The sequence below is a fragment of the Nonomuraea sp. CA-141351 genome, from assembly GCF_050944675.1.
GTDB lineage: Bacteria > Actinomycetota > Actinomycetes > Streptosporangiales > Streptosporangiaceae > Nonomuraea.
In genome coordinates this window covers 2,514,721-2,534,311 of record NZ_CP191982.1, presented here as the reverse complement: position 1 = coordinate 2,534,311, position 19,591 = coordinate 2,514,721, and the positions used below count along the sequence as shown (strand labels likewise).

Here is a 19,591-nt window from a genome sequence, read left to right as displayed (position 1 = left end):
CATGCGGCAGCTTGTTCTCGGCGTCGACGCCGGCGGCACCTCGTCGCGGGCCGCGCTGTTCACGGTGGACGGAGCGCTGGTCGGGCGGGGGCACGCGGCCGGGGCCAATCCGGTGACGCTCGGCATGGACCGCGCCACCGCGAACTTGACCGCCGCCATCCGGGAGGCCGCCCATTCATCCTCGTTATCGCACGTCAGTGCGGTGGTCGTCGGGCTGGCGGGCAATCCCGGGTCGTGCCGGTCGCTGGCCGAGCGCGTCCTCCGCCCGCTCCTGCCCCAGAGCCCGCCGGTGCGGGTCGCCGGGGACATCGTGACCGCCTTCGCCGCCGGCACCTCCGCGCCGTCGGGCACCGTGCTGATCTCGGGGACGGGGGCGATCGCGGCAAAAATTACCAACCACGAGCAGACGGCGACCGCCGACGGGTACGGGTGGCTGCTCGGGGACGAGGGGTCGGGCTTCTGGCTCGGCCACGCCGCCGCCCGCGCCACCGTCCGCGCCCTCGCCACACCGGACCCACGCGCCGCACCCTCTGTTGATCGCGGGGGCGGGTCGCTGGTGGCGCTCGTCGTCCGGCACCTGCTGCCCGAAGGCGTGGGCGAGGATCCGGTCGCGCAGCTGGCGGCGGCGGTGCACGCGCGGCCGCCGCTCGCGCTCGCCGAGCTGGCGCCCCTCGTCAGCCGGGCCGCCGAGGCAGGCGACCAGGTCGCGGAGTCCCTCGTCACCGAGGCCGCGTCGCGGCTCGCGAGCACCGCCGCCCAGGTGCACGAGCCCGGCCTGCCCATCGTGCTCGCGGGCAGCGTGCTCACGTCGGATGGCCCCGTGAAGCGAGCGGTCCAGGGCCTCCTGGCGGGCGCTGCCACGGCCGGGGACGCGGCAGGCGCGGCGGCATGGCTGGCGGCCCGGCCGCTGCTCGGGCATGACCGGGCCGCCCGCACACACCATCGCTTCGTCGCGACGGCCGGATGACTTCACCGTGTGAGCAGGGCGGCGCTTCCGTAGCTGCCGCCGAAGCCCGTCACCAGCGCCACTTCGCGCCCGTTCCGCAGCTCACGCACGGCCTGGGCCACGTTGTTCAGGCCGTGCACGTACCCCTCGGAAAGAAGCCCTCCGTGCGGGTTCACCCAGGCGTGGCGGCGCTCCAGCAGGTACGCGCCCAGGTCCCCGCGCCCGACCAGCCCGAAGTCCTCCAGCTGCCGGGGCACGAGCCACGAGTACGCGTCGTACGGCAGCGCCACGTCCACATCCGACGGCCGCATGCCGGACGCCTCCCAGAGCATGGGCGCCACGTACGCCGAGAAGATCGCGGTGACGTCCGGCGCGCGGTCCATCGAGGAGCAGCCGGGGCCTCCCCCGCGCACGACCGCCTGGACGCGTGGCCCGTCGAGGACGCCGCTGACCAGCAGGGCGCAGGCCCCGTCGGTCTCCTGGCAGCAGTCCGCCGTGCGGAGCGGGGTGCAGACGTACGGCTTGGCGAGGTAGTCCGCGAGTTCGAGCGGCTCGCGGCGCAGGGCCCGGGGGTTGCTCTTGGCGTTCTCCCTGGACTGGGCGACGACGGCGTGCAGGTGCTCGGGGGTGAGGCCCGTGTCGTGCAGGTAGCGGGTCGCGGCCAGGGCGAACAGCGGGATCGGGCCCGCCAGCCCGTACGTGAAGCGCTCCTGGGGGCCGGTGGAGACGGTGTTCATGCGCTTGCCGGAGCGGCCGTTGAGCGCACGAAATATCACGATATTTCGCGCTAACCCGGCGTGTATCAGCATCGCCGCGTCGCCCAGTATCGACGCCGCCTGCGTGCCCCCTCCCGCGATGTCGTTGTGCCAGCCGAGCCGCTCGATCCCCAGAGCCCGCGCCACCTGTACGGCGGGCACGGAGTCGTTCATGTGGTAGCTGAGCACCGCGTCCACGTCACGCGGCCCGATTCCGGCGTCCCCACAGGCCGCCCGGCACGCCTCGACCGCCAGCTCCAGCTCGGCACGCCCGGACTCCCTGGTCAGGGCCGTCATCCCGATCCCAGCCACGGCCGCCCGCCCCGCGAACGGCTGCATCCCCGCCTCCGCCCCTCTTGCAGACCCGGTGCCGCCACGCTAGCCCGCACCACCAGCTTAGGCAAGCGCTTGCTCGGCAACGACGAGACCTCCCCGGTGGAGGCCGGTGCGCCGACGAGGTGCACTACGGCGATTCATCCATAAATATGGCCATCAGCGGATAACTGAGTATCTTCACCAGAGCCAGACCCTCTTGTAATACGGAAGTGTGATCAACCGATAGCCCATCATCACGCCGAGGTGAGGGATGGATCTACGCTACGTCCGGTACGCGATGGCGATCGCGCGGGCAGGCAGTCTGCGCCGGGCCGCCGCCGCGCTGCATATCGCGCAACCGACGCTGTCGGAGCAGCTCAGGGCGCTGGAGAAGGAGATCGGGGTCGAGTTGTTCAGCCGCTCATCGAGCGGCGTCCAGCTCACGGAGGCGGGCGAGGCGTTCCTGGCGCAGGCCACCGTCGCGGTCGAGGCCTTCGACCGGGCCGTGGCCGCCGCGAGGTGCACGGCCCAGAGCGCCCGCCTGGGCGTGGCCGACGGGCTGGCGGACGTGGTGGCCCGGCTGCTCTCCCAGCTCCAGACCTCGAACCTGCGGGTGGCGCCCATGGGGACGGCCGAGCAGATCGTCTCCATCGCGGACGGCACCCTGCAGGCCGGGCTCGGCTACGCGCCGGGCTCGCTGCCCAGGGGCGTGGCTCGCATGCTGGTCCACCGTTTCCCGGTGCGCGCGCTGCTTCACCGCGACCACCCCCTGGCCGCACACGAGGCGCTGTCGCTGTCGGACCTGGCGGCCGAGCCGCTCGTCATGCCGGAGTCGGACGCGGTGGCCGGGGCCCGCCGCTTCCTGGAGGGATTCGTACGGCACCGCCTCCACCCCCGCCTCGGTCCGTCCGCGGCCACGCACGACCTGGTCATCAACATGGTGGAGGAGGGCGCAGGCTATGCCCTGTGCGTCCATGAGGGCACCACAATCCCCGAGGCACTCTCATTTATCACGATAAAAGAGGACGTACCGCCACTCGAAGTGGTCTTCCTCTGGAACCGCCAGACCGACGTGCACGAGCTCCTCAGCGCAGCCCGCCACCTCGCCCGATCTGGATAGCGCTATTATCTATCGATGCGCATCTCCGAACTCAGCGCCAAGTCCGGTGTCGCCATCCCGACGATCAAGTACTACCTACGCGAGGGCCTGCTGCACCAAGGGCAGCAGACGGCCGCGACCAGAGCCGAGTACGACGAGTCCCACCTGCGCAGACTCCGCCTGATCCGGGCCATGCTCGAGGTCGGCAGGCTCCCCGTGGCCTCGATCAAGAAGGTCATCGCGGCGGTCGAGGACGAGTCCCTCCCCGTGCACCTGATGCTGGGCACGGCCCATTACGCCCTGAGTCCCGCCGTCGAGCCCGAGCCCGGCGAGGACTGGCAGATCGCCCGCGACCAGGTGGACCGCCTCATCGCCGATCTGGGCTGGGCCATCGACCCGCGCGCCCCGACCCGCGACGAGCTGGCCCAGACGCTCGTCAAAATGCGCCAGCTCGGCCTGCCCATCGACCTGACGCCGTACGTCGAGGCCGCGCGGAAGCTGGTGTCCGAGGTCGAGATGGACAAGATCCCGTTCGACGGCCCGCGCGACGCCGCCGTGGAGGCCCTGGTGCTCGGCACCGTCCTGTACGGCAAGGCGTTCGACGCGCTGCGCCGCATGGCCCAGGAGTCGGAGTCGGCCGGCCGCCTGTCCCCCTAGATCAGGCCGTTCGCGCGCAGCACCTCCACGGCGTGCACGGTGGCGGCCCCGCGCCAGTCGAGCGCCCCGACGGGTGAGATGCGCGCGTAGTCCACGCTCCAGCCGCCGTCGTCCTGCTGCTCCCCCGCCAGCCGGACCAGGTCGGCGGCGATCACCTCGGGCTCGAACAGGTCTCGGACCGGGCGGCCCGGGTGGGGCGCGAAGTCCAGCGGACGCAGGGCCTCGTTCTCGGTGCCGCCCTCGACGGGCACCCGCCCGTCCGCGGGAATGCGGGCGCTGAGCCGTTTGAGCAGGTCGGCCGCCCTTGGCCGGCTGTCATACACGGTGTCGAGGAACTGCACGGCGAACAGCAGCACGTACGCGTGCGGCCTCTCGTCGAGCGCCTGGATCGCGTCGAGGCAGTAGCGCGTGGCCCGCTCCAGCCACGGATGCCCGGCCACGGCCGGGTCGTGGACGGCGACGCGGTGGGCGGAGGCCGCGGAGATCGAGGTGATCTGCAGGGAGGAGGTGGCCGGGTCGCCGCTCGCCCACCAAGGAGCGGTGGCCTCGGCGACCGTGAGCGGCAGCGTGAACGGCAGTCCGCCGTCGGGCAGCGTGACCGACTCCAGCCAGTCGCACAGCGCCACGGCCTGCGGCGCGGTCGTGGGGGCGACGTTCTCGAACACCTCGAAGGCGTGCAGCGCGGCTCCTGGCTGGCTCTCCGGTGAGCGCAGGTCCGCCTCCAGTCCCCAGCCGTAGCCGCCGTCGGGGTTGCGGTAGGCGTCCAGGGCGGCCAGCACGGAGGCCGCGTCACCGTCGCCCATGAACAGGTCGTAGCGACGGCGGTCCAGTACACGTGCGTGCCCGGCCAGGAAACCGGGGATCGCGGCAGTGTTCACGTTCATGCGCTCATCCTGCCCAGGCAGACGACATGCGGTCTTGTAAGTTCCGGACGCCTTCTCCGGCCAGCAGAATGAGGGGATGGACGGCGAGCGGGCCCGCGCGAGATTCCGGGGGGAGCGGGTGGCACGGCTGGCCACGGTCAGCGGCGACGGCACCCCTCACCTGGTACCCGTCACCTTCGCCGTCGTCGCGGACCGCGTGGTGACCGCGATCGACCACAAGCCGAAGACCACCACCGACCTGAGACGCCTTCGCAACATCCGGGAGAACCCGCGGGTCAGCCTGCTGGCCGACCACTACGAGGACGACTGGACACGGCTGTGGTGGGCGCGCGCCGACGGCCAGGCCAGGGTCGTGGAGGAAGGACCGCAACGCGAGCCGGCGATCGACGCACTGGCGGCCAAGTACGGCCAGTATCGCGAACACCGGCCCGACGGCCCGGTCATCCTCGTGGACGTCACCCGCTGGACCGGCTGGTCCTTCACTCCGTGATGGTGACGGGCCGCTTCAGCAGCCACAATGCGGCCCGCTGGAGCAGCGTCCTGTGCACCTCGTTCTCGTACGACCGGGTGTCGTGCCCCAGGGCGTCGTAGAACACCCGGCCCCGGCGCACCGGCCGCGCCCAGATCAGCGGCTGGCCGTTCGACGACGCCAGCGGCCGGACGTCGGGCAGGATGTCGAGGTCGCTGTAGACCTCGTCCACCACGTCGAAGTCCCGCAGGCCGTCCACCACCGGGTGTCCGCCGTGCACCCGCACCCCTGTCCACCCCAGCGGCGGGTGGTGGGACTTGGGCCAGGTCCAGCAGCCGCCCAGGACGCGCGGCCAGCCCTGCCAGTCGTCGAAGCAGATCGACGCCGAGTGCATGCACAGCAGCCCGCCGCCCCGCTCGAGGTGGTCGAGGAGCGTGGTCTGGGCTTCGGCCGGTAACGTGAAGCGCCACTCGTCACGCAGGTCGGCGAAGCGGTCCTGGGTCATCTGCCAGCGCAGTGCGTTGACCGTGATGAGCTGGACCTCCGACGGCTCGCTCAGCGCGCCCGCGATGTCCTCGGTGATCTCCGACTCGACCCCCACCTCGGCGAGCGCCTCAGCGAGCGCGGCCGACGTGGCGGCGAAGTCGTGGAACAGTCCTCCTGACAGGATCAGATTTCTCGCCACTTCCCAAGCTCATCATGCTTACCGCGGCATTTCCAGCCGGGAACTGTCACATCTCGCAAGGCTGCCCCGTCCTGTCCGCGTATGCGGAAGGAGAAGGTCATGAAAGTTCTGGTCGCGGGAGCCACGGGTGTGATCGGCCGCCAGCTGGTCCCGCTGCTCAAGGCGGTGGGGCATGAGGTCGTGACGCTGTCCAGGTCGCCGGGCGCGGACGTCGCCGTGGACGCGCTGGACCGCGATGCGACCGTGAAGGCGGTGCGGCGGGTCGCGCCGGACGCGGTGGTGCACCTGCTGACGGCCATCCCCCAGGCCATCGACCCGCGCAAGATGGATCAGGAGTTCGCCCTGACGAACCGGCTGCGGACCGAGGGCACGAGGAACCTCATCGAGGCGGCGCCGGACGCCAGGTTCGTCGCCCAGGGGCTGGCCTACGCCTACCAGCCGGCGCCCGGACTGGCGGACGAGGACGCTCCGCTGTGGCACGACGCTCCCAAGGTGTACACGCCGGTCGTGGCGGCGCTCGACTCACTGGAACGGCAGGTCACCGAGGTGGGCGGGCTGGTGCTGCGGTTCGGGCACCTCACCGGGCCCGGCTCCGTCTATGCCAAGGACGGCTCCACCACGCAGTCGGTGCTCGCGGGCAAGCTGCCGATCGTCGGCGACGGCGGCTCTGTCCTGTCGTTCACCGACTCTCACGACGCCGCCACGGCCGTGGTCTCGGCGCTCGACCGGAACGTCTCGGGTGTGCTGAACATCGTGGACGACACGCCGGTGAGGATGGCCGAGTGGCTGCCGCGGTATGCCGCCCAGCTCGGCGCGCCCAAGCCCAAGCACGTGCCCGCCTTCCTGGCCAGGATGCTCGTGGGCGCCTTCGGCGTGGCGTACATGACCAGGCTCAGAGGCGCCGACAACAGCCGGGCGCGGCTTCAGCTCAACTGGCGGCCCCGGCACACCTCGTTCCTCAACGACGAGGCATGATGCCGCCGTGGAATTCGAGGAGTACCGACCCATGCTGCTCGGCCTGGCCTACCGCCTGCTCGGCAGCATGTGGGACGCGGAAGACGTCGTCCAGGAGGCCTGGCTGCGGTGGGAGGGCACCGACCAGAGCGAGATCAGGGAGCCGCGGGCCTTCCTGCTGACCGTGGTCTCGCGGCTGGCGCTCGACCAGCTGCGCTCCGCGCGGGTCAGGCGCGAGGCGTACACCGGGCCGTGGCTGCCCGAGCCGGTGATGACGTCGGAGGCGGGGCCGCTGGACACGGCCGAGCTGCGTGACACGGTCTCGTACGCGACCCTGCACCTGATGGAGCGGCTCTCGCCGCCGGAGCGCGCGGTGTTCGTGCTGCGGGAGGCGTTCGAGCTCCCGTACGACGAGATCGCGGGGATCGTCGGCACCTCCGTGGCCAACGCCAGGCAGATGCACCACCGCGCCTCCGCGCGGCTCGCCCAGGGGCGTGACAGGTTCCAGCCGTCAGCGGCGGACCACACCAAGCTGCTGACGAAGTTCATGGACGCGGCCTCGGGCGGCGACCTGGCCGCGCTCACCGAGCTGCTCCACGAGGACGTCGTGGCCTACAACGACGGCGGCGGCAAGGTCAGGGCCGCGCTGCGGCCGATCTTCGGGCGCGGCAAGGTGGCGGCGTTCCTGGACGGCCTGCTCAGCCGGTACGACTTCACGGACACCCAGCTGATCGAGGTCAACGGCCAGCCGGCCGTGTGGACGCGGGTCGGCGAGAACCGCCAGGTGGTATTGATCGACATCCACGACGGCCTCATCACGGGCATCTACGGCGTGCTCAACCCGGACAAGCTCACCCGCGTCATCCCGAACTGAGCCCGATCCGGTTCAGCACCCTGACCAAGCTCTGCGAGGTGCTGGAACGCCGGCCGGGCGACCTGCTCAGCCACGCCCGCACGATCTATAGTCGCCCCTATGGATCTCGGCATCTCGGGCAAGGTCGCCCTCATCACCGGAGGCAGCGCGGGCATCGGGCTCGCGGCCGCCAAGAGCCTCGCGCGTGAGGGCTGCGACGTCTGCGTCAGCGCCCGCAACCCGGAGCGGCTCGCGGACGCGGTGGTGCAGCTGCAGGAGTACGGCAAGGTCGTGCACGCCGTGCTGGCCGACGTGGAGGACCCGGCCGCCGCCCGGCGGGTGGTCGAGGAGACGCGCGACGTGCTCGGCCCGATCGACATCCTGGTGGCCAACTCGGGCGGGCCGCCGGCCGGCCGCTTCGACCAGGCCAGCCTGGAGGACTGGGAGGTCGCAGTCGAGCGCAACCTGCTCGGCACCGTACGCCTGATGCACGCGGTCCTGCCCGACATGCGCTCGCGCGGCTGGGGGCGCATCGTCACGATCACCAGCAGGTCGGCCAGGGAGGCGATCGACGGCCTGGCGCTGTCCAACGCCACCCGCTCGGCCGTGGCCGGCGTCGTACGCACGCTGGCCCGCGAGGTCGCCCGCGACGGTGTGCTGGTCAACAACGTGATGCCGGGCCCCATCGACACCGAGCGGCTGCGGGAGCTGGCGGGCGGCGAGGAGGGCCTCGCCCAGCGGGCCGAGGCGGTGCCGGTCGGACGCGTCGGGACCCCGGAGGAGGTGGGGGACGTGGTGGCGTTCCTGGCCAGCGAGCGGGCCTCGTTCGTGAACGGGATCTCGATGCTGGTGGACGGCGGCGAGAGCCGCGTCATCGCCTGAGCGTCACTTCCTGACCAGCGTGCGCACCATCGCGGCGGCCCAGGGCCCGTCCGCTTCGGGGAGCTCGACGAAGTAGGACATGTTCGCCCGGTGGAAGCAGGCACCCATCAGCATCGCCGCGGCGGCGTCGGCGTCCATCGCCTCGTCGATCCGGCCGGCGCGCTGCTCGACCCGCAGGATCTCGGCCAGCGCCTGGATCGGCAGATGCGGGCCCGAGCGGGTCTCGGCCAGCATGCCCCTGAACCCCGTCATGAGCTTCGGGTCGGCCAGCACGCCGGAGGCGATGCCCGCGGCCTTGGTGTAGAACTCCACCGCCATCAGCGCGAACTCGGTGAGGTTCGCGGCCAGGTCGCCCTGCCCGGTGCTGAGGCGCAGCCGCGCCAGCGCGGGGGCGAGCGCGGGCAGCCGCTCCAGCAGGACCGCGAGGAAGAGCGCCTCCTTGCTGGCGAAATGCTTGTAGAGCAGCGCCTCCGAGCAGCCGGCCTGATGGGCGATGCGCTTGGTGGTGGCACCCGCGATGCCGAAGTCCCGAATCGCCTGCTCGGCGGCGTCGATGATGCGATCGCGTGTGCCCATCCGCCCATGATATGAGCGAGTGCTCACTGACCCCCTCGCGCATGACATGCTTCCTATTAGGGACCAGTGGGGAGAAGACATGGACAAGCCGGTCATCGTTACGGTGGACGACGACCCGGGCGTCTCGCGGGCGGTGGCCCGCGACCTGAGACGCCGCTATGGCCAGGAATACCGGATTGTCCGCGCCGAGGCGGCCCGGGAAGGCATTGAGGCAGTCAAGCAGATGCGGCTGCGGGGCGACGACGTGGCTGCCATCCTGGCCGACTACCGCATGCCGCAGATGAACGGCGTGCAGTTCCTCGAGGCCGCCATGGACATGTATCCGTACGCCCGCAGGGTGCTGCTCACGGCCTACGCCGACACCGACGCCGCCATTCAGGCGATCAACGTGGTGGACCTCGACCACTACCTGCTCAAGCCGTGGGACCCCCCGGAGGAGAAGTTCTACCCGGTGATCGACGGCCAGCTCGACGCCTGGATGCGTACGGAGCGGGTCGAGCAGTCCGAGCTGCGGGTGGTGGGCGACCGGTGGTCGGCGCAGTCGTACAAGGTGCGTGACTTCCTGGCCCGCAACCACGTGCCGTACCGGTGGATGCTGGCGGAGGACCCGGAGGGCGCGCAGCTGGTGAAGGCCGCCGGCGAGGGCTGCCACCTGCCGCTGGTGGTGACCGCCGAGGGCACCACGCTGGAGTCGCCCGACCAGGCCACGCTGGCCATGGCGGTGGGCCTGTCGACCACCCCGGCCACCGACTTCTACGACCTGATCGTGGTGGGCGGCGGCCCCGCCGGGCTCGGCGCGGCCGTCTACGGCGCCTCGGAGGGGCTGAACACCGTACTGGTCGAGGCCTACTCCTCGGGCGGCCAGGCGGGGCAGAGCTCCAGGATCGAGAACTACCTGGGCTTCCCCGACGGCGTCTCGGGGCAGCAGCTCGCCGACCGGGCGCGCAGGCAGGCGCTGAAGTTCGGGGCGGAGCTGCTGACCGCGCGCAAGGTGGTCTCCCTGGAGGCGCGCGGCCAGGCGCGGGTGATCGGGTTCAAGGACGGCGGGGAGATCGCGGCGCACGCGGTGATCCTGGCGACCGGCGTCACCTACCGCCGTCTGGAGGCGCCGGGGCTGGACGAGTTCGTCGGCCGGGGCGTCTTCTACGGCGCGGCCCTGACCGAGGCGCCGTCCTGCAAGGACACCGAGGTCCACATCGTGGGCGCGGCCAACTCGGCCGGTCAGGCAGCGGTCTACCTGGCGGGATTCGCGAGCAAGGTCCATTTGTTGGTGAGGAGTGATGGTTTGGAGAAGTCCATGTCTCACTACCTCATCGAGCAGATAGCCGCGCTCCCCAACGTCGAGGTGCACCTCCAGACGGAGGTCGTCGGCGGCGAAGGCGACGATCACCTCGAGCGGCTGACGCTCTCGACCAAGGGCGAGACGCGTACGGTCGACGCGCAGTGGCTGTTCGTGTTCATCGGCGCCGAGCCGTACACGTCGTGGCTGAGCGAGACGATCGAGCGCGACGAGAAGGGCTTCGTGCTGACCGGTCCCGACCTGCTGCAGGGCGGGAAGCGGCCGCGTAACTGGCCGCTACGGCGCGAACCCTACTTCCTGGAGACGAACGTGCCCGGGGTGCTGGCCGCGGGCGACGTACGCGCCGAGTCGATCAAGAGAGTGGCCTCCGCCGTCGGCGAGGGCGCGATGGCCGTCGCGCTCGTGCATCGCTACCTGGAGAAGCAATGAGCACAACCATCGACATCGACGAACTGCGCAAGCTCTTCCTCTTCGAGCGGCTGACCGACGAGCAGCTCACCAAGCTCGCCAACGCCGGCAGGGTCCAGTCGTACGGCGCGGACGATCTCATCATCCGTCAGGGCGACCCGGCCGAGTGCTTCGCGGTGCTGATCGAGGGCGAGGTGCAGATGCTCAACGAGACGGTCAGCGCCGGGACCGTCGCGATGCCCCGCACCTCCCAGCCCGGCGTGTACGCCGGCGCCACCAGCGCCTACCTCGGCGACCGCGCGCCGCAGACCTACCAGCACTCGCTGCGGGCCACCGCGCCGTCGCGGATCTTCCTCCTGCCGGCCAAGAAGTTCGCCTACATCGTCGCCGAGTGGTTCCCGATGGCGATGCACCTGCTCGACGGCCTGATGTCCGGCGGGCGGTTCCAGCGCGAGGCCATCGACCGGCGGCAGCGGCTGACCGCGCTCGGCACGATCACGGCCGGGCTCACGCACGAGCTGAACAACCCGGCCGCGGCGGCCGTGCGCGCGGCGAGCGAGCTGCGCTCGCTGATCAAGATCTCGCGCCTCCAGCTCGCCACGCTCGCCGAGGAGGGCATCCCGCCGGAGAAGCTGCGCGCGCTGATCGAGTGGCAGGAGGCCTGCACGAGCAATCTGGGCAAGCTGCCGCCGCGTTCGCCGCTGGAGATCTCCGACGCCGAGGACGAGCTGGGCGACGCGCTGGACGAGCTGGGCGTCGAGGACGCGTGGGACCTGGCTCCCGCGCTGGTCAACGCCGGGTTCTCGAACAAGGAGCTGGAGAAGGTCCGCGGCAAGGTGGGCGAGGAGCAGACTCCCGCCGCGCTGCGCTGGCTGGCCAAGGCGATCGAGATCTCGCAGATGCTCGACGAGGTGACCGAGGCCACCGAGCGCATCACGTCACTGATCAGCTCGGCCAAGCAGTACTCGCAGATGGACCGGGCGCCGTTCCAGCAGGTGGACGTCCACGACCTGCTCGACAGCACGATCGCGATCTTCCGCGGCAAGATCGCGCCTGGCATCAGCGTGGTCACCGACTACGACCGCACGCTGCCGCTCATCCCCTGCTACGCGGGCGAGCTCAACCAGGTGTGGACGAACCTCATCCACAACGCGCTCGACGCGATGGGCGAGGAGGGCACGCTGACGATCCGTACCGCCCACGACGAGGACGAGGCGATCGTCGAGATCGGCGACACCGGACCGGGCGTGCCCGACGCGATCAAGGAACGGATCTTCGAGCCGTTCTTCACGACGAAGAGCGTGGGCCAGGGCACCGGTCTCGGCCTCGACATCTCCTACCGGATCGTGGCCGGACGGCACGGAGGGGAGATCAAGGTCCGCTCGGTTCCGGGCGAGACCTGGTTCGAGGTACGCGTGCCACTCCGGGAGCCCGTCCCCATCCCCTGAACACCCGTCTCTTGACCGAACACTTGTCAAGAGCCTCCTTTACCCCATGTAATGGTTGACCGAAATATGGGGAAAGGAGACGGGCTAGTGAGCGCCTCCGAGACGGTGACGGGTTCGCGTTCCCTCAACGCGCTGCTCCGCGTGCTGAGCGGGATCGAACGGCTGGGCAACAGGCTGCCTCATCCGTTCTGGCTGTTCATCGTCCTGAGCGCGTTACTGGCGCTGGTGAGCTGGGGTCTGTCGGCGGCCGGCGTGTCGGCGGTGAACCCGGCTTCCGGCAAGACCGTCGTGGCCAAGAACCTGCTGTCCGCCGACGGCGTGCGGATGATGGTCGAGGACGTGGTCGAGAACTACACCACGTTCCCGCCGCTCGGCACGATCCTGGTCGTCATGCTCGGCGTCGCCGTCGCCGAGCGCTCCGGGCTGCTGGCGGCCGTGCTGCGGTCCGGGGTGTCGAGGGTGTCGCCGAAGTGGGTGACGTTCGCGCTGGCGTTCACCGGCATGGTGGCGCACGTGGCCTCCGACGCCGCGTACGTCGTGCTCATCCCGCTCGGCGCGCTGGCCTTCCGCGCGGTGGGGCGCAGCCCGATCCTGGGCATCGTGGTGGCGTTCGTGTCGATCTCGGCGGGTTACGACGCCAGCCCGCTGGTCACCCCGGTTGACGCCATCCTGTCAGGGCTGACCACGGCCGCCGCGCACACCGTCGATCCGGCCTACACGGTCACGCCGCTGGCCAACTATTTCTTCTCGCTGGCCTCCTCCCTGGTGCTGGCGGGCACGATCACGCTCGTGACCGAACGCGTGCTGGCCCGCCGGGTCGAGTCCATCCCGGTCGATCCCGACGCCCCCGACGACGACCTGGGCTCGCTCGCGCTCAGCGCCGAGGAGCGCCGGGGCCTGCGGGCCGCGTTGATCGCGCTCCTGGCGTTCGTGATCGTGGTCGTGGCGGCCGTGCTGCCCGCCGGGTCGCCGCTGCGCGGCGAGGGCGGCAGCATCGTGCAGTCGCCGCTGCTCACCTCGATCGCGGTCTTCCTCGCGCTGGCGTTCCTGGCCGCCGGGTGGGCGTACGGGAAGGCCGCGGGCACGGTCACGGGCAGCAGGGACATCCCGGGCTTCATGGCCCACGGGCTCCGCGAGATGGCGCCGATCCTCGTGCTGTTCTTCGCGATCTCGCAGTTCCTGGCGTACTTCAAGTGGACCGGCATCGGCGAGATCATCGCGATCGGCGGGGCGGACCTGCTGAAGTCGGCCGGGGTGAGCGGACCCGTGGTGTTCCTGGGCATCCTGCTCGTGGTCACCCTGATCAACCTGGTGGTCACCAGCGGCTCGGCGCAGTGGGCGCTGGTCGGCCCGGTCTTCGTGCCGATGCTGATGCTGCTGAACATCCCGCCAGAGATCACCCAGGCCCTCTACCGCATCGCCGACTCGTGCACCAACGCGATCACGCCGATGAGCCCGTACTTCGTGATGGCGCTCGGTTTCCTCCAGCGCTACCGGCGCGCGGCCGGCATAGGCACACTGGCCTCGATGACCATCCCGCTCTCGCTCACCCTCCTCGTCGTCTGGACTCTGCTGTTCTTCGTGTTCTGGTGGCTGGGCATCCCGCTCGGCCCCGGCTGATTCATCGGTTTTGAAGGGATTTCCCGTGTTGATCAACGACTGGACCCGGCAGGCCCTTCCGGGCATGCTCGACGACCTCAAGGCCGCCGTGGAGCTGGAGACCCACAGCTACGACAAGGCCATGCTGGTCAAGGGGTTGCGCGCGATCCGCGCCCGGGCCGTCGAACGCCTCGGCACACCGGACGAGGAGGTGCTGCACGACGGCGGGCCGCACGGCGACATCCTGGAGCTGACCTACGAGGGCACCGCGCCGGGGACCGTTCTCATGCTCAGCCACTACGACACCGTCTGGCCGGCGGGGACGCTGGCCGAGTGGCCGTTCTCGGTGGTGGAGGGCAAGGCCACGGGGCCGGGCGTGTTCGACATGAAGACGGGCCTGGTGCAGTCGATCTGGGCGCTGCTCGGGCTGCGGGAGCTGGGGCTGCCGCACCCGAGCGTGCGGTTCCTGTTCAACGGGGACGAGGAGATCGGCAGCCTGACCTCGCGTCCGTACATCGAGGCCGCGAGTGAGGACGCGCTGGCGACCCTGGTCTTCGAGGCGTCACTCGACGGCGCGCTCAAGACCGCCCGCAAGGGCGTGGGGCTGTTCAACGTGAACGTGACCGGGAAGGAGGCGCACGCCGGGCTCGACCCGGACGCGGGAGCGAACGCGATCCACGCCCTGGCCGAGATCGTCACCACGCTGGCCGGGGCCGGCTCCCGCGAGCGCGGCACCACCGTGAACGTCGGGCTGATCACCGGCGGCACCGGCCGCAACGTGGCGGCCGGTCACGCGAGCTGCGGCATCGACGTTCGCGTGACGGATCCGGCGGAGATGGGGCGGATCGACGACGTGTTCGCCGGCCTGAAGGTGTCGGATCCGCGAGTGTCGATCTCCGCCACCGGGGACTGGAACCGGCCGCCCATGACGCCCAACGCGGCCTCGCAGCGGCTGTTCAAGGAGGCGCGGGAGGTGGCCGCCGGGTTCGGGTGGCTGCTGGACGAGGCGTCGGTGGGTGGCGCCAGCGACGGCAACTTCGTCTCCGCGCTGGGGCGGCCGGTGCTGGACGGGATGGGGGCCGTGGGTGATGGGGCGCACGCGCGGCACGAGCACGTGCTGGTGGAGCACATTCCGGAGCGTACGGCGCTGGCGATGGGGCTGATCACGGCGCTCGCCTGACGCGCGCGTTCAGGGTCGCGGGGCAGGTCCAGGCGGGTGGACCCGCGCACTTCCGAAACCGCTCGCCCGGCTGAAAACGTGTTTTCAGGCCATGGGCACCGCTTCTAGTGTGGGGCGGTGACAACTCAGGTGATCGTGCTGAATGGCGGCTCCAGCTCGGGAAAGTCGGGAATCACCCGCTGTCTGCAGGCCGTACTCCCGGATCCGTGGCTTGCCGTCGGCGTCGACTCGCTGATTGAGTCGATGCCCGCGTCCATGCAGGCATCAGACGCGGGGATCGAGTTCGCTCCGGACGGCGGGGTGAGCGTCGGTCCAGAGTTCCGGATGCTGCAAGCGGCGTGGATGGAGGGAGTCGCCGCCATGGCCCGGGCGGGCGCTCGGGTGATCGTGGATGACGTCTTCCTCGGTGGAGCGGCGTCCCAGCAGGATTGGCAGAAGGCTCTTGCCGGACTGGACGTGCTGTGGGTCGGTGTCCGGTGCGAGAGCGCGGTCGCGGCGGGCCGCGAAATCGCCCGAGGGGACCGGATCCAGGGGATGGCCGCGTCACAGGCGGAGGTGGCTCACCAGGGCGTGGTCTATGACATCGAAGTGGACACCACACATACCGAGGCCCTGGTGTGTGCGCAGAGTATCGTCACCCGAATGCGGTGCCAGGCATAGCCTCCTCGGACGGCTTCGCGCGTTCAGCCGAACACGTTGTCGCGGGCCAGGTCCAGAGCGGTCAGCACGGCGCCTTGCAGCACCGCGTTGCCCTTGACCGTGCTGGCGCGGACCTCGGTCGGCGCCGGGGCCAGCTCCCGCAGGTGCCCGGCGACCAGCTCGGCCAGCTCGTCCCCACCTTCGTGACCCGTCGTGCCACCGAGAACGACGAGCCCGGGGTCGAGGAGGGTGGCGAACGCGAAGGCGCCCAGGGCGATCCGCCGGGCCAGCTCGTCCCGGCCGAGGCCCGAGATGGCCTCGGGGTTCACCTGATCGCAGAAGGCCACGCCGCCCACTTCCAGGAACCCGATCTCCCCCGCGCCCCCCGATGCCCCCCGGCGCAGCCGCCCTCCGAGCACCACCGCCGCCCCCACGCCGTCGTCGAGCCAGAGCAGCACGAAGTCCTCGCTCCCCACCGCGGCTCCGGTGCGGAGCTCTGCGATGGCCGCCAGATTGACCTCGTTCTCCAGGATCACCGGCATGCCCAGGCGCTCGCGTACGGACGTCATCGTGCCGCGCCGCCACCCGGGCACGTCGTTGGGCGACACCAGCTCCCCGTCACGCGGATCTACCAGCCCCGGCGCGCCGACCACGAGCGTGTCCAGCACGCGCTGCCCGACCGCGTCCCTGACCACCTTGGTGATGAGGGTCGCCAGGTCGGCTCTCGCGCCGATCGTCGTCCTGGCCTCACTGACCACGCGCCCGGTGATGTCGGCGACCGTGACGTTCACGGCGTCGCGCCGTACGTCCACCCCCGCCACGTGGGTCCGGTCCGCCACGAGCCCGTACACGCGCGCGTTCGGGCCCCGGCGGTCCTCGCCGGACTCGCCCGTGATCTCGATGAGCCCGCCCGCCGTGAGCCGCTCGATCAGGTCGGACACGGTGGGCCGGGAAAGCCCGGTCATCGTACGGAGCTGGGGCGCGGTCAGCGGCCCGTGCTCCAGCAGCAGGTCGAGCGCCAGCCGGTCGTTGATCGCCCGGGCCATGGACGGGGTCGCGGTCTTCACGGTCCCAATAATAATCAGGGACCCTACCTAAAAGCTCTTTTCATCAGGAACCCTGCCTGATAATTTTCCGGACATGAGCCATCACCGTGCCATCGCGGCCGTCTTCGCCACGCACGGCGCCGTCGCCGGCACCCTGTCCACACGCATCCCCTGGATCCAGGACCACCTCCACCTCAGCCCCGCCACCCTCGGCCTCGCACTGCTGTGCCCGTCGATCGGCGCCTTCGCGGGGATGCCGACGGCGAGCCGTCTCGCCTACCGCTTCGGCAACCGCGCCGCCACGCGCACCCTCATCGCGCTGTGGTGCGCGGGGCTGGCCCTGCCCGCGCTCTCGCCGTCGCCCGTGTGGTTGTTCGGGGCTTACCTGCTGTTCGGGGCGGCGGCGGGCATGTCCGACGTCGCGATGAACGCGCACGCCGTCGTGCTCGAACGACGTCTGGGCCGCTCGATCATGTCGGGGCTGCACGGCATGTGGGCCGTCGGCAGCCTGGCCGCCGGTGGCCTCGGCGCCCTGGCCGCGCACGCGGGCATCGACGCCCGGCTCCACCTCGGGGTCGTGTCGCTGGCGTTACTCGCCTTCGGCGCGGCAGCCGGCCGCGGTCTCCTCCCCGACAGCGGGACGGCAGGTTCCGTACGCGTGGCCGACGCACCCCCGCCACGGCGCTTCGCGCTCCCCACACGCGGGATCCTGGCCATCGGGCTGGTGGGGTTCTGCGGGACGTTCACCGAGGGCGCCAGCTCGAACTGGGCCGCCGTCTACCTCACCGCGGTCACCGACGCCGGTCCAGGACTGGCCGCCGCCGGGTACACCGTCTTCATGCTCTGCATGGCGAGCGCGCGACTGCTGGGCGACCACGTCATCCGGCGGCTCGGACCTGTCGCGACCGTCAGGACGGGCGGCGCCGTGGCGGTGGTCGGCGGGGTCCTCGTGGTCGCGGCCCGCACCCCGGCCCTCGCCATCGCCGGGTTCGCCCTGGTCGGGCTGGGGATAGCGGTGATCGTGCCGCTCGTGTTCGCGGCGGCGGGCAACGCGGGCACGACTCCGGGCGAGGGCGTGGCGGGCGTGGCCACGATCACGTACCTGTCGGGCCTGATCGCCCCCGCCGTTACCGGATGGGTCGCCGGCGCGCTCAGCTATCCCACGGCGTTCGCGCTGATCACCGCCGTGGTCGTGCTGCTGACGCTGCTCGCGCCCGTCCTGCGCCGCTCCCCCGACTCTCACCCAGAAGGAGCCCTGCGTGTCCACGCCTGACCCCGGCGACGTGCTGATCGACGAGCCCCTGGTACGCCGCCTGCTCGCGGCGCAGTTCCCCCAGTGGGCCTGCCTGCCCCTCACCCCCGTGCCGCGGTCCGGGATGGACAACGCGACGTTCCGGCTCGGCGAGGACATGTCCGTACGTCTGCCCCGCTACCCCCGGTGGGTCGGGCAGGTGGAGCGCGAGCACCGCTGGCTGCCGCGGATCGCCCCGCACCTGCCGCTGCCGATCTCCGAGCCGCTCGCGAAGGGCGAGCCCGGTGAAGGCTATCCCTTCCCCTGGTCGGTCTACCGGTGGCTGGAGGGCGAGACCACGGAGGAGCTGGCGGATCCCGTGCAGGCGGCCAAGGAGCTGGCCGGGTTCGTCCGCGCGCTGCAGCGGATCGACGCGACCGGCGGTCCCGGCCCCTCATGGAGCAACGCGTTCCGCGGCGTGCCGATGGGCGACGAGCGGGACTCCCTGGCCGTCGAGGCCCGCGTACGCCCCAAGATCGAGGCGCTGCGCGGGATGGTGGACACCGACATGGTGACGGCCGTGTGGGAGGCGGCCCTGGCGGCCCCCGCCTGGGACGGCCCGCCGGTGTGGATCCACGGCGACCTCGCCACCGGGAACCTCCTGACCGTCGAGGGCAGGCTGAGCGCCGTGATCGACTTCGGCACGCTCGCCGTCGGCGACCCCGCCGTGGACCTGCTGGCCGCGTGGAAGTTCCTGCCTTCCGAGGCTCGGGGCGTCTTCCGGGAGACGCTCGGCGTGGACGAGGCGACCTGGGCGCGGGGCCGCGGCTGGGGCCTCGCGGCATCGCTCCCGGTGCCCGACGACCCCTACTACGCCGACCCGGTACGCGCCGACACCGCCCTGCGCCATCTCGACGAGATCATCGCGGACTTCCGTTCCGCCTGAAACCAGGGCAGAGGGTTGGGGTCAGTCCGGGCGTAGGGCCTTGAGTGCGAGGTCGACGAGGGCGTCGGCGTACTCGGGGGTGAGCGGGCCCGAGCGGTGCAGCCACCGCTGGAACAGCGGGGCGTACAGGAGCTCCAGGGCCAGGTCGAGGTCAGTGTCGGCGGCGATCTGGCCAGCCCGCTGCGCGCTGCGCAGCCTGTCCTTCTTGGCCTCGTCTACCGGGCCTGCCAGCTTCTCGCGGTACTGGGCGGCCAGCTCGGGATCGTTGATGATCTCCGTAGTGAGCGCCCTGATCGGCGCCTCGAACGCCGCATCGGCGAACTCGGCCACCGTCGCCCGCATCACCGTCTTGAGATCGGCCTCGATGTCGCCCGTGTCGGGCAGCGCGATGCTGTCGCCGACCTGACTGAGGGCGAGGAAGGCGTCGAAGACCACGGCCCCCTTGGACCGCCACCAGCGGTAGATCGTCTGCTTGCCCACGCCGGCGCGGGCGGCGATGGCCTCGATCGAGAGCTTGGCGTATCCCACCTCGGAGACCAGCTCGCGGGCCGCGTCGAGGATGGCCTGGCGCGAGCGCTCGCTGCGGCGGGCCGGGTCGGGTCGCGTGGACATGCGGGTCAGCATAGCAGCGAAGCGAGACGAGACGGTCCGTCTTGACAGGGCGCAACCATCCGATAGAGTGCTCACTCGACGAGACGATACGTCTCGTCTTGTTCTGA

The 19,591-nt window shown here is 71.0% G+C and carries 20 protein-coding genes; 14 read left to right on the top strand and 6 right to left on the bottom strand.

Annotated features, from left to right (window positions below):
* The first annotated feature begins 1 nt into the window (after position 1).
* A complete protein-coding gene (locus tag ACQPWU_RS12425) occupies positions 2 to 967 on the top strand; it encodes an N-acetylglucosamine kinase (RefSeq protein WP_433439383.1) in 966 nt (321 codons plus the stop codon).
* 2 nt (positions 968 to 969) lie between these two features.
* Here the strand turns inward: ACQPWU_RS12425 and ACQPWU_RS12420 are convergent, their stop codons facing one another.
* Positions 970 to 2,040, bottom strand: a complete 1,071-nt coding sequence (locus ACQPWU_RS12420; protein ID WP_433439380.1) for a thiolase C-terminal domain-containing protein — start codon at positions 2,038 to 2,040, stop codon at positions 970 to 972.
* Between the two features lie 247 nt (positions 2,041 to 2,287).
* On the opposite strand from ACQPWU_RS12420, the gene ACQPWU_RS12415 reads away from it, so the two are divergent.
* Together ACQPWU_RS12415 and ACQPWU_RS12410 are read left to right on the top strand one after the other, a co-directional pair.
* Positions 2,288 to 3,136 carry a LysR family transcriptional regulator gene (locus tag ACQPWU_RS12415; RefSeq protein ID WP_433439377.1) on the top strand — a complete coding sequence of 283 codons (849 nt, stop codon included), beginning with the start codon at positions 2,288 to 2,290 and terminating at the stop codon, positions 3,134 to 3,136.
* 15 nt (positions 3,137 to 3,151) lie between these two features.
* Complete coding sequence (locus ACQPWU_RS12410; RefSeq protein WP_433439375.1) at positions 3,152 to 3,772, top strand: MerR family transcriptional regulator; 621 nt, start codon at positions 3,152 to 3,154, stop codon at positions 3,770 to 3,772.
* Here ACQPWU_RS12410 and ACQPWU_RS12405 read toward each other — a convergent pair.
* Positions 3,769 to 4,656 (bottom strand): hypothetical protein, encoded by an 888-nt coding sequence (locus ACQPWU_RS12405; RefSeq protein WP_433439372.1) that lies wholly within the window; start codon positions 4,654 to 4,656, stop codon positions 3,769 to 3,771. The genes ACQPWU_RS12410 and ACQPWU_RS12405 overlap by 4 nt on opposite strands.
* Positions 4,657 to 4,732: 76 nt before the next feature.
* Between ACQPWU_RS12405 and ACQPWU_RS12400 the strand changes: the two genes are divergently transcribed.
* Positions 4,733 to 5,146: a TIGR03668 family PPOX class F420-dependent oxidoreductase gene (locus tag ACQPWU_RS12400; protein WP_433439369.1), complete on the top strand. Its 414-nt coding sequence runs from the start codon at positions 4,733 to 4,735 to the stop codon at positions 5,144 to 5,146.
* Here the strand turns inward: ACQPWU_RS12400 and ACQPWU_RS12395 are convergent.
* A complete protein-coding gene (locus tag ACQPWU_RS12395) occupies positions 5,136 to 5,810 on the bottom strand; it encodes a ThuA domain-containing protein (protein WP_433439367.1) in 675 nt (224 codons plus the stop codon). The two genes, ACQPWU_RS12400 and ACQPWU_RS12395, sit on opposite strands and share 11 nt — an antisense overlap.
* Positions 5,811 to 5,909: 99 nt before the next feature.
* Here ACQPWU_RS12395 and ACQPWU_RS12390 point away from each other — a divergent pair, with 99 nt between their 5' ends.
* The 3 genes from ACQPWU_RS12390 to ACQPWU_RS12380 all read left to right on the top strand — a co-directional run bounded on the left by ACQPWU_RS12390 (position 5,910) and on the right by ACQPWU_RS12380 (position 8,499).
* Positions 5,910 to 6,785, top strand: coding sequence for an NAD-dependent epimerase/dehydratase family protein (locus ACQPWU_RS12390; RefSeq protein ID WP_433439365.1), 876 nt, complete (start codon positions 5,910 to 5,912; stop codon positions 6,783 to 6,785).
* 7 nt (positions 6,786 to 6,792) lie between these two features.
* Positions 6,793 to 7,638: an RNA polymerase sigma-70 factor gene (locus tag ACQPWU_RS12385; RefSeq protein ID WP_433439363.1), complete on the top strand. Its 846-nt coding sequence runs from the start codon at positions 6,793 to 6,795 to the stop codon at positions 7,636 to 7,638.
* A 99-nt stretch (positions 7,639 to 7,737) separates the two neighbouring features.
* The gene (locus ACQPWU_RS12380; protein ID WP_433439361.1) at positions 7,738 to 8,499 is read left to right on the top strand and encodes an SDR family oxidoreductase; all 762 of its coding nucleotides are present in this window, start codon (positions 7,738 to 7,740) and stop codon (positions 8,497 to 8,499) included.
* 3 nt (positions 8,500 to 8,502) lie between these two features.
* Here the strand turns inward: ACQPWU_RS12380 and ACQPWU_RS12375 are convergent, their stop codons facing one another.
* Positions 8,503 to 9,075, bottom strand: coding sequence for a TetR/AcrR family transcriptional regulator (locus ACQPWU_RS12375; RefSeq protein ID WP_360691995.1), 573 nt, complete (start codon positions 9,073 to 9,075; stop codon positions 8,503 to 8,505).
* A gap of 79 nt (positions 9,076 to 9,154) precedes the next feature.
* Here ACQPWU_RS12375 and ACQPWU_RS12370 point away from each other — a divergent pair, with 79 nt between their 5' ends.
* The 5 genes from ACQPWU_RS12370 (at position 9,155) to cpt (ending at position 15,670) form a co-directional block, all read left to right on the top strand.
* A complete protein-coding gene (locus ACQPWU_RS12370) occupies positions 9,155 to 10,804 on the top strand; it encodes an FAD-dependent oxidoreductase (protein ID WP_433439357.1) in 1,650 nt (549 codons plus the stop codon).
* Positions 10,801 to 12,231 carry an ATP-binding protein gene (locus ACQPWU_RS12365; RefSeq protein WP_433439355.1) on the top strand — a complete coding sequence of 477 codons (1,431 nt, stop codon included), beginning with the start codon at positions 10,801 to 10,803 and terminating at the stop codon, positions 12,229 to 12,231. Before ACQPWU_RS12370 ends, ACQPWU_RS12365 begins: the two co-directional genes overlap by 4 nt.
* Before the next feature lie 87 nt (positions 12,232 to 12,318).
* Positions 12,319 to 13,851, top strand: a complete 1,533-nt coding sequence (locus ACQPWU_RS12360; protein ID WP_433439352.1) for an AbgT family transporter — start codon at positions 12,319 to 12,321, stop codon at positions 13,849 to 13,851.
* A 25-nt stretch (positions 13,852 to 13,876) separates the two neighbouring features.
* Complete coding sequence (locus ACQPWU_RS12355; protein WP_433439349.1) at positions 13,877 to 15,010, top strand: M20 family metallopeptidase; 1,134 nt, start codon at positions 13,877 to 13,879, stop codon at positions 15,008 to 15,010.
* 117 nt (positions 15,011 to 15,127) lie between these two features.
* Positions 15,128 to 15,670, top strand: a complete 543-nt coding sequence (cpt, locus tag ACQPWU_RS12350) for a chloramphenicol phosphotransferase CPT (protein WP_433439346.1) — start codon at positions 15,128 to 15,130, stop codon at positions 15,668 to 15,670.
* A gap of 23 nt (positions 15,671 to 15,693) precedes the next feature.
* Here the strand turns inward: cpt and ACQPWU_RS12345 are convergent, their stop codons facing one another.
* Positions 15,694 to 16,716, bottom strand: a complete 1,023-nt coding sequence (locus ACQPWU_RS12345; RefSeq protein ID WP_433439343.1) for an ROK family transcriptional regulator — start codon at positions 16,714 to 16,716, stop codon at positions 15,694 to 15,696.
* A 73-nt stretch (positions 16,717 to 16,789) separates the two neighbouring features.
* Between ACQPWU_RS12345 and ACQPWU_RS12340 the strand changes: the two genes are divergently transcribed.
* Together ACQPWU_RS12340 and ACQPWU_RS12335 are read left to right on the top strand one after the other, a co-directional pair.
* Positions 16,790 to 17,968: an MFS transporter gene (locus tag ACQPWU_RS12340; RefSeq protein ID WP_433439341.1), complete on the top strand. Its 1,179-nt coding sequence runs from the start codon at positions 16,790 to 16,792 to the stop codon at positions 17,966 to 17,968.
* The gene (locus ACQPWU_RS12335) at positions 17,955 to 18,872 is read left to right on the top strand and encodes an aminoglycoside phosphotransferase family protein (protein WP_433439339.1); all 918 of its coding nucleotides are present in this window, start codon (positions 17,955 to 17,957) and stop codon (positions 18,870 to 18,872) included. The genes ACQPWU_RS12340 and ACQPWU_RS12335 overlap by 14 nt, the downstream gene beginning before the upstream one ends.
* A gap of 21 nt (positions 18,873 to 18,893) precedes the next feature.
* Here the strand turns inward: ACQPWU_RS12335 and ACQPWU_RS12330 are convergent, their stop codons facing one another.
* The gene (locus ACQPWU_RS12330) at positions 18,894 to 19,484 is read right to left on the bottom strand and encodes a TetR/AcrR family transcriptional regulator (RefSeq protein WP_433439337.1); all 591 of its coding nucleotides are present in this window, start codon (positions 19,482 to 19,484) and stop codon (positions 18,894 to 18,896) included.
* Positions 19,485 to 19,591: the final 107 nt, after the last annotated feature.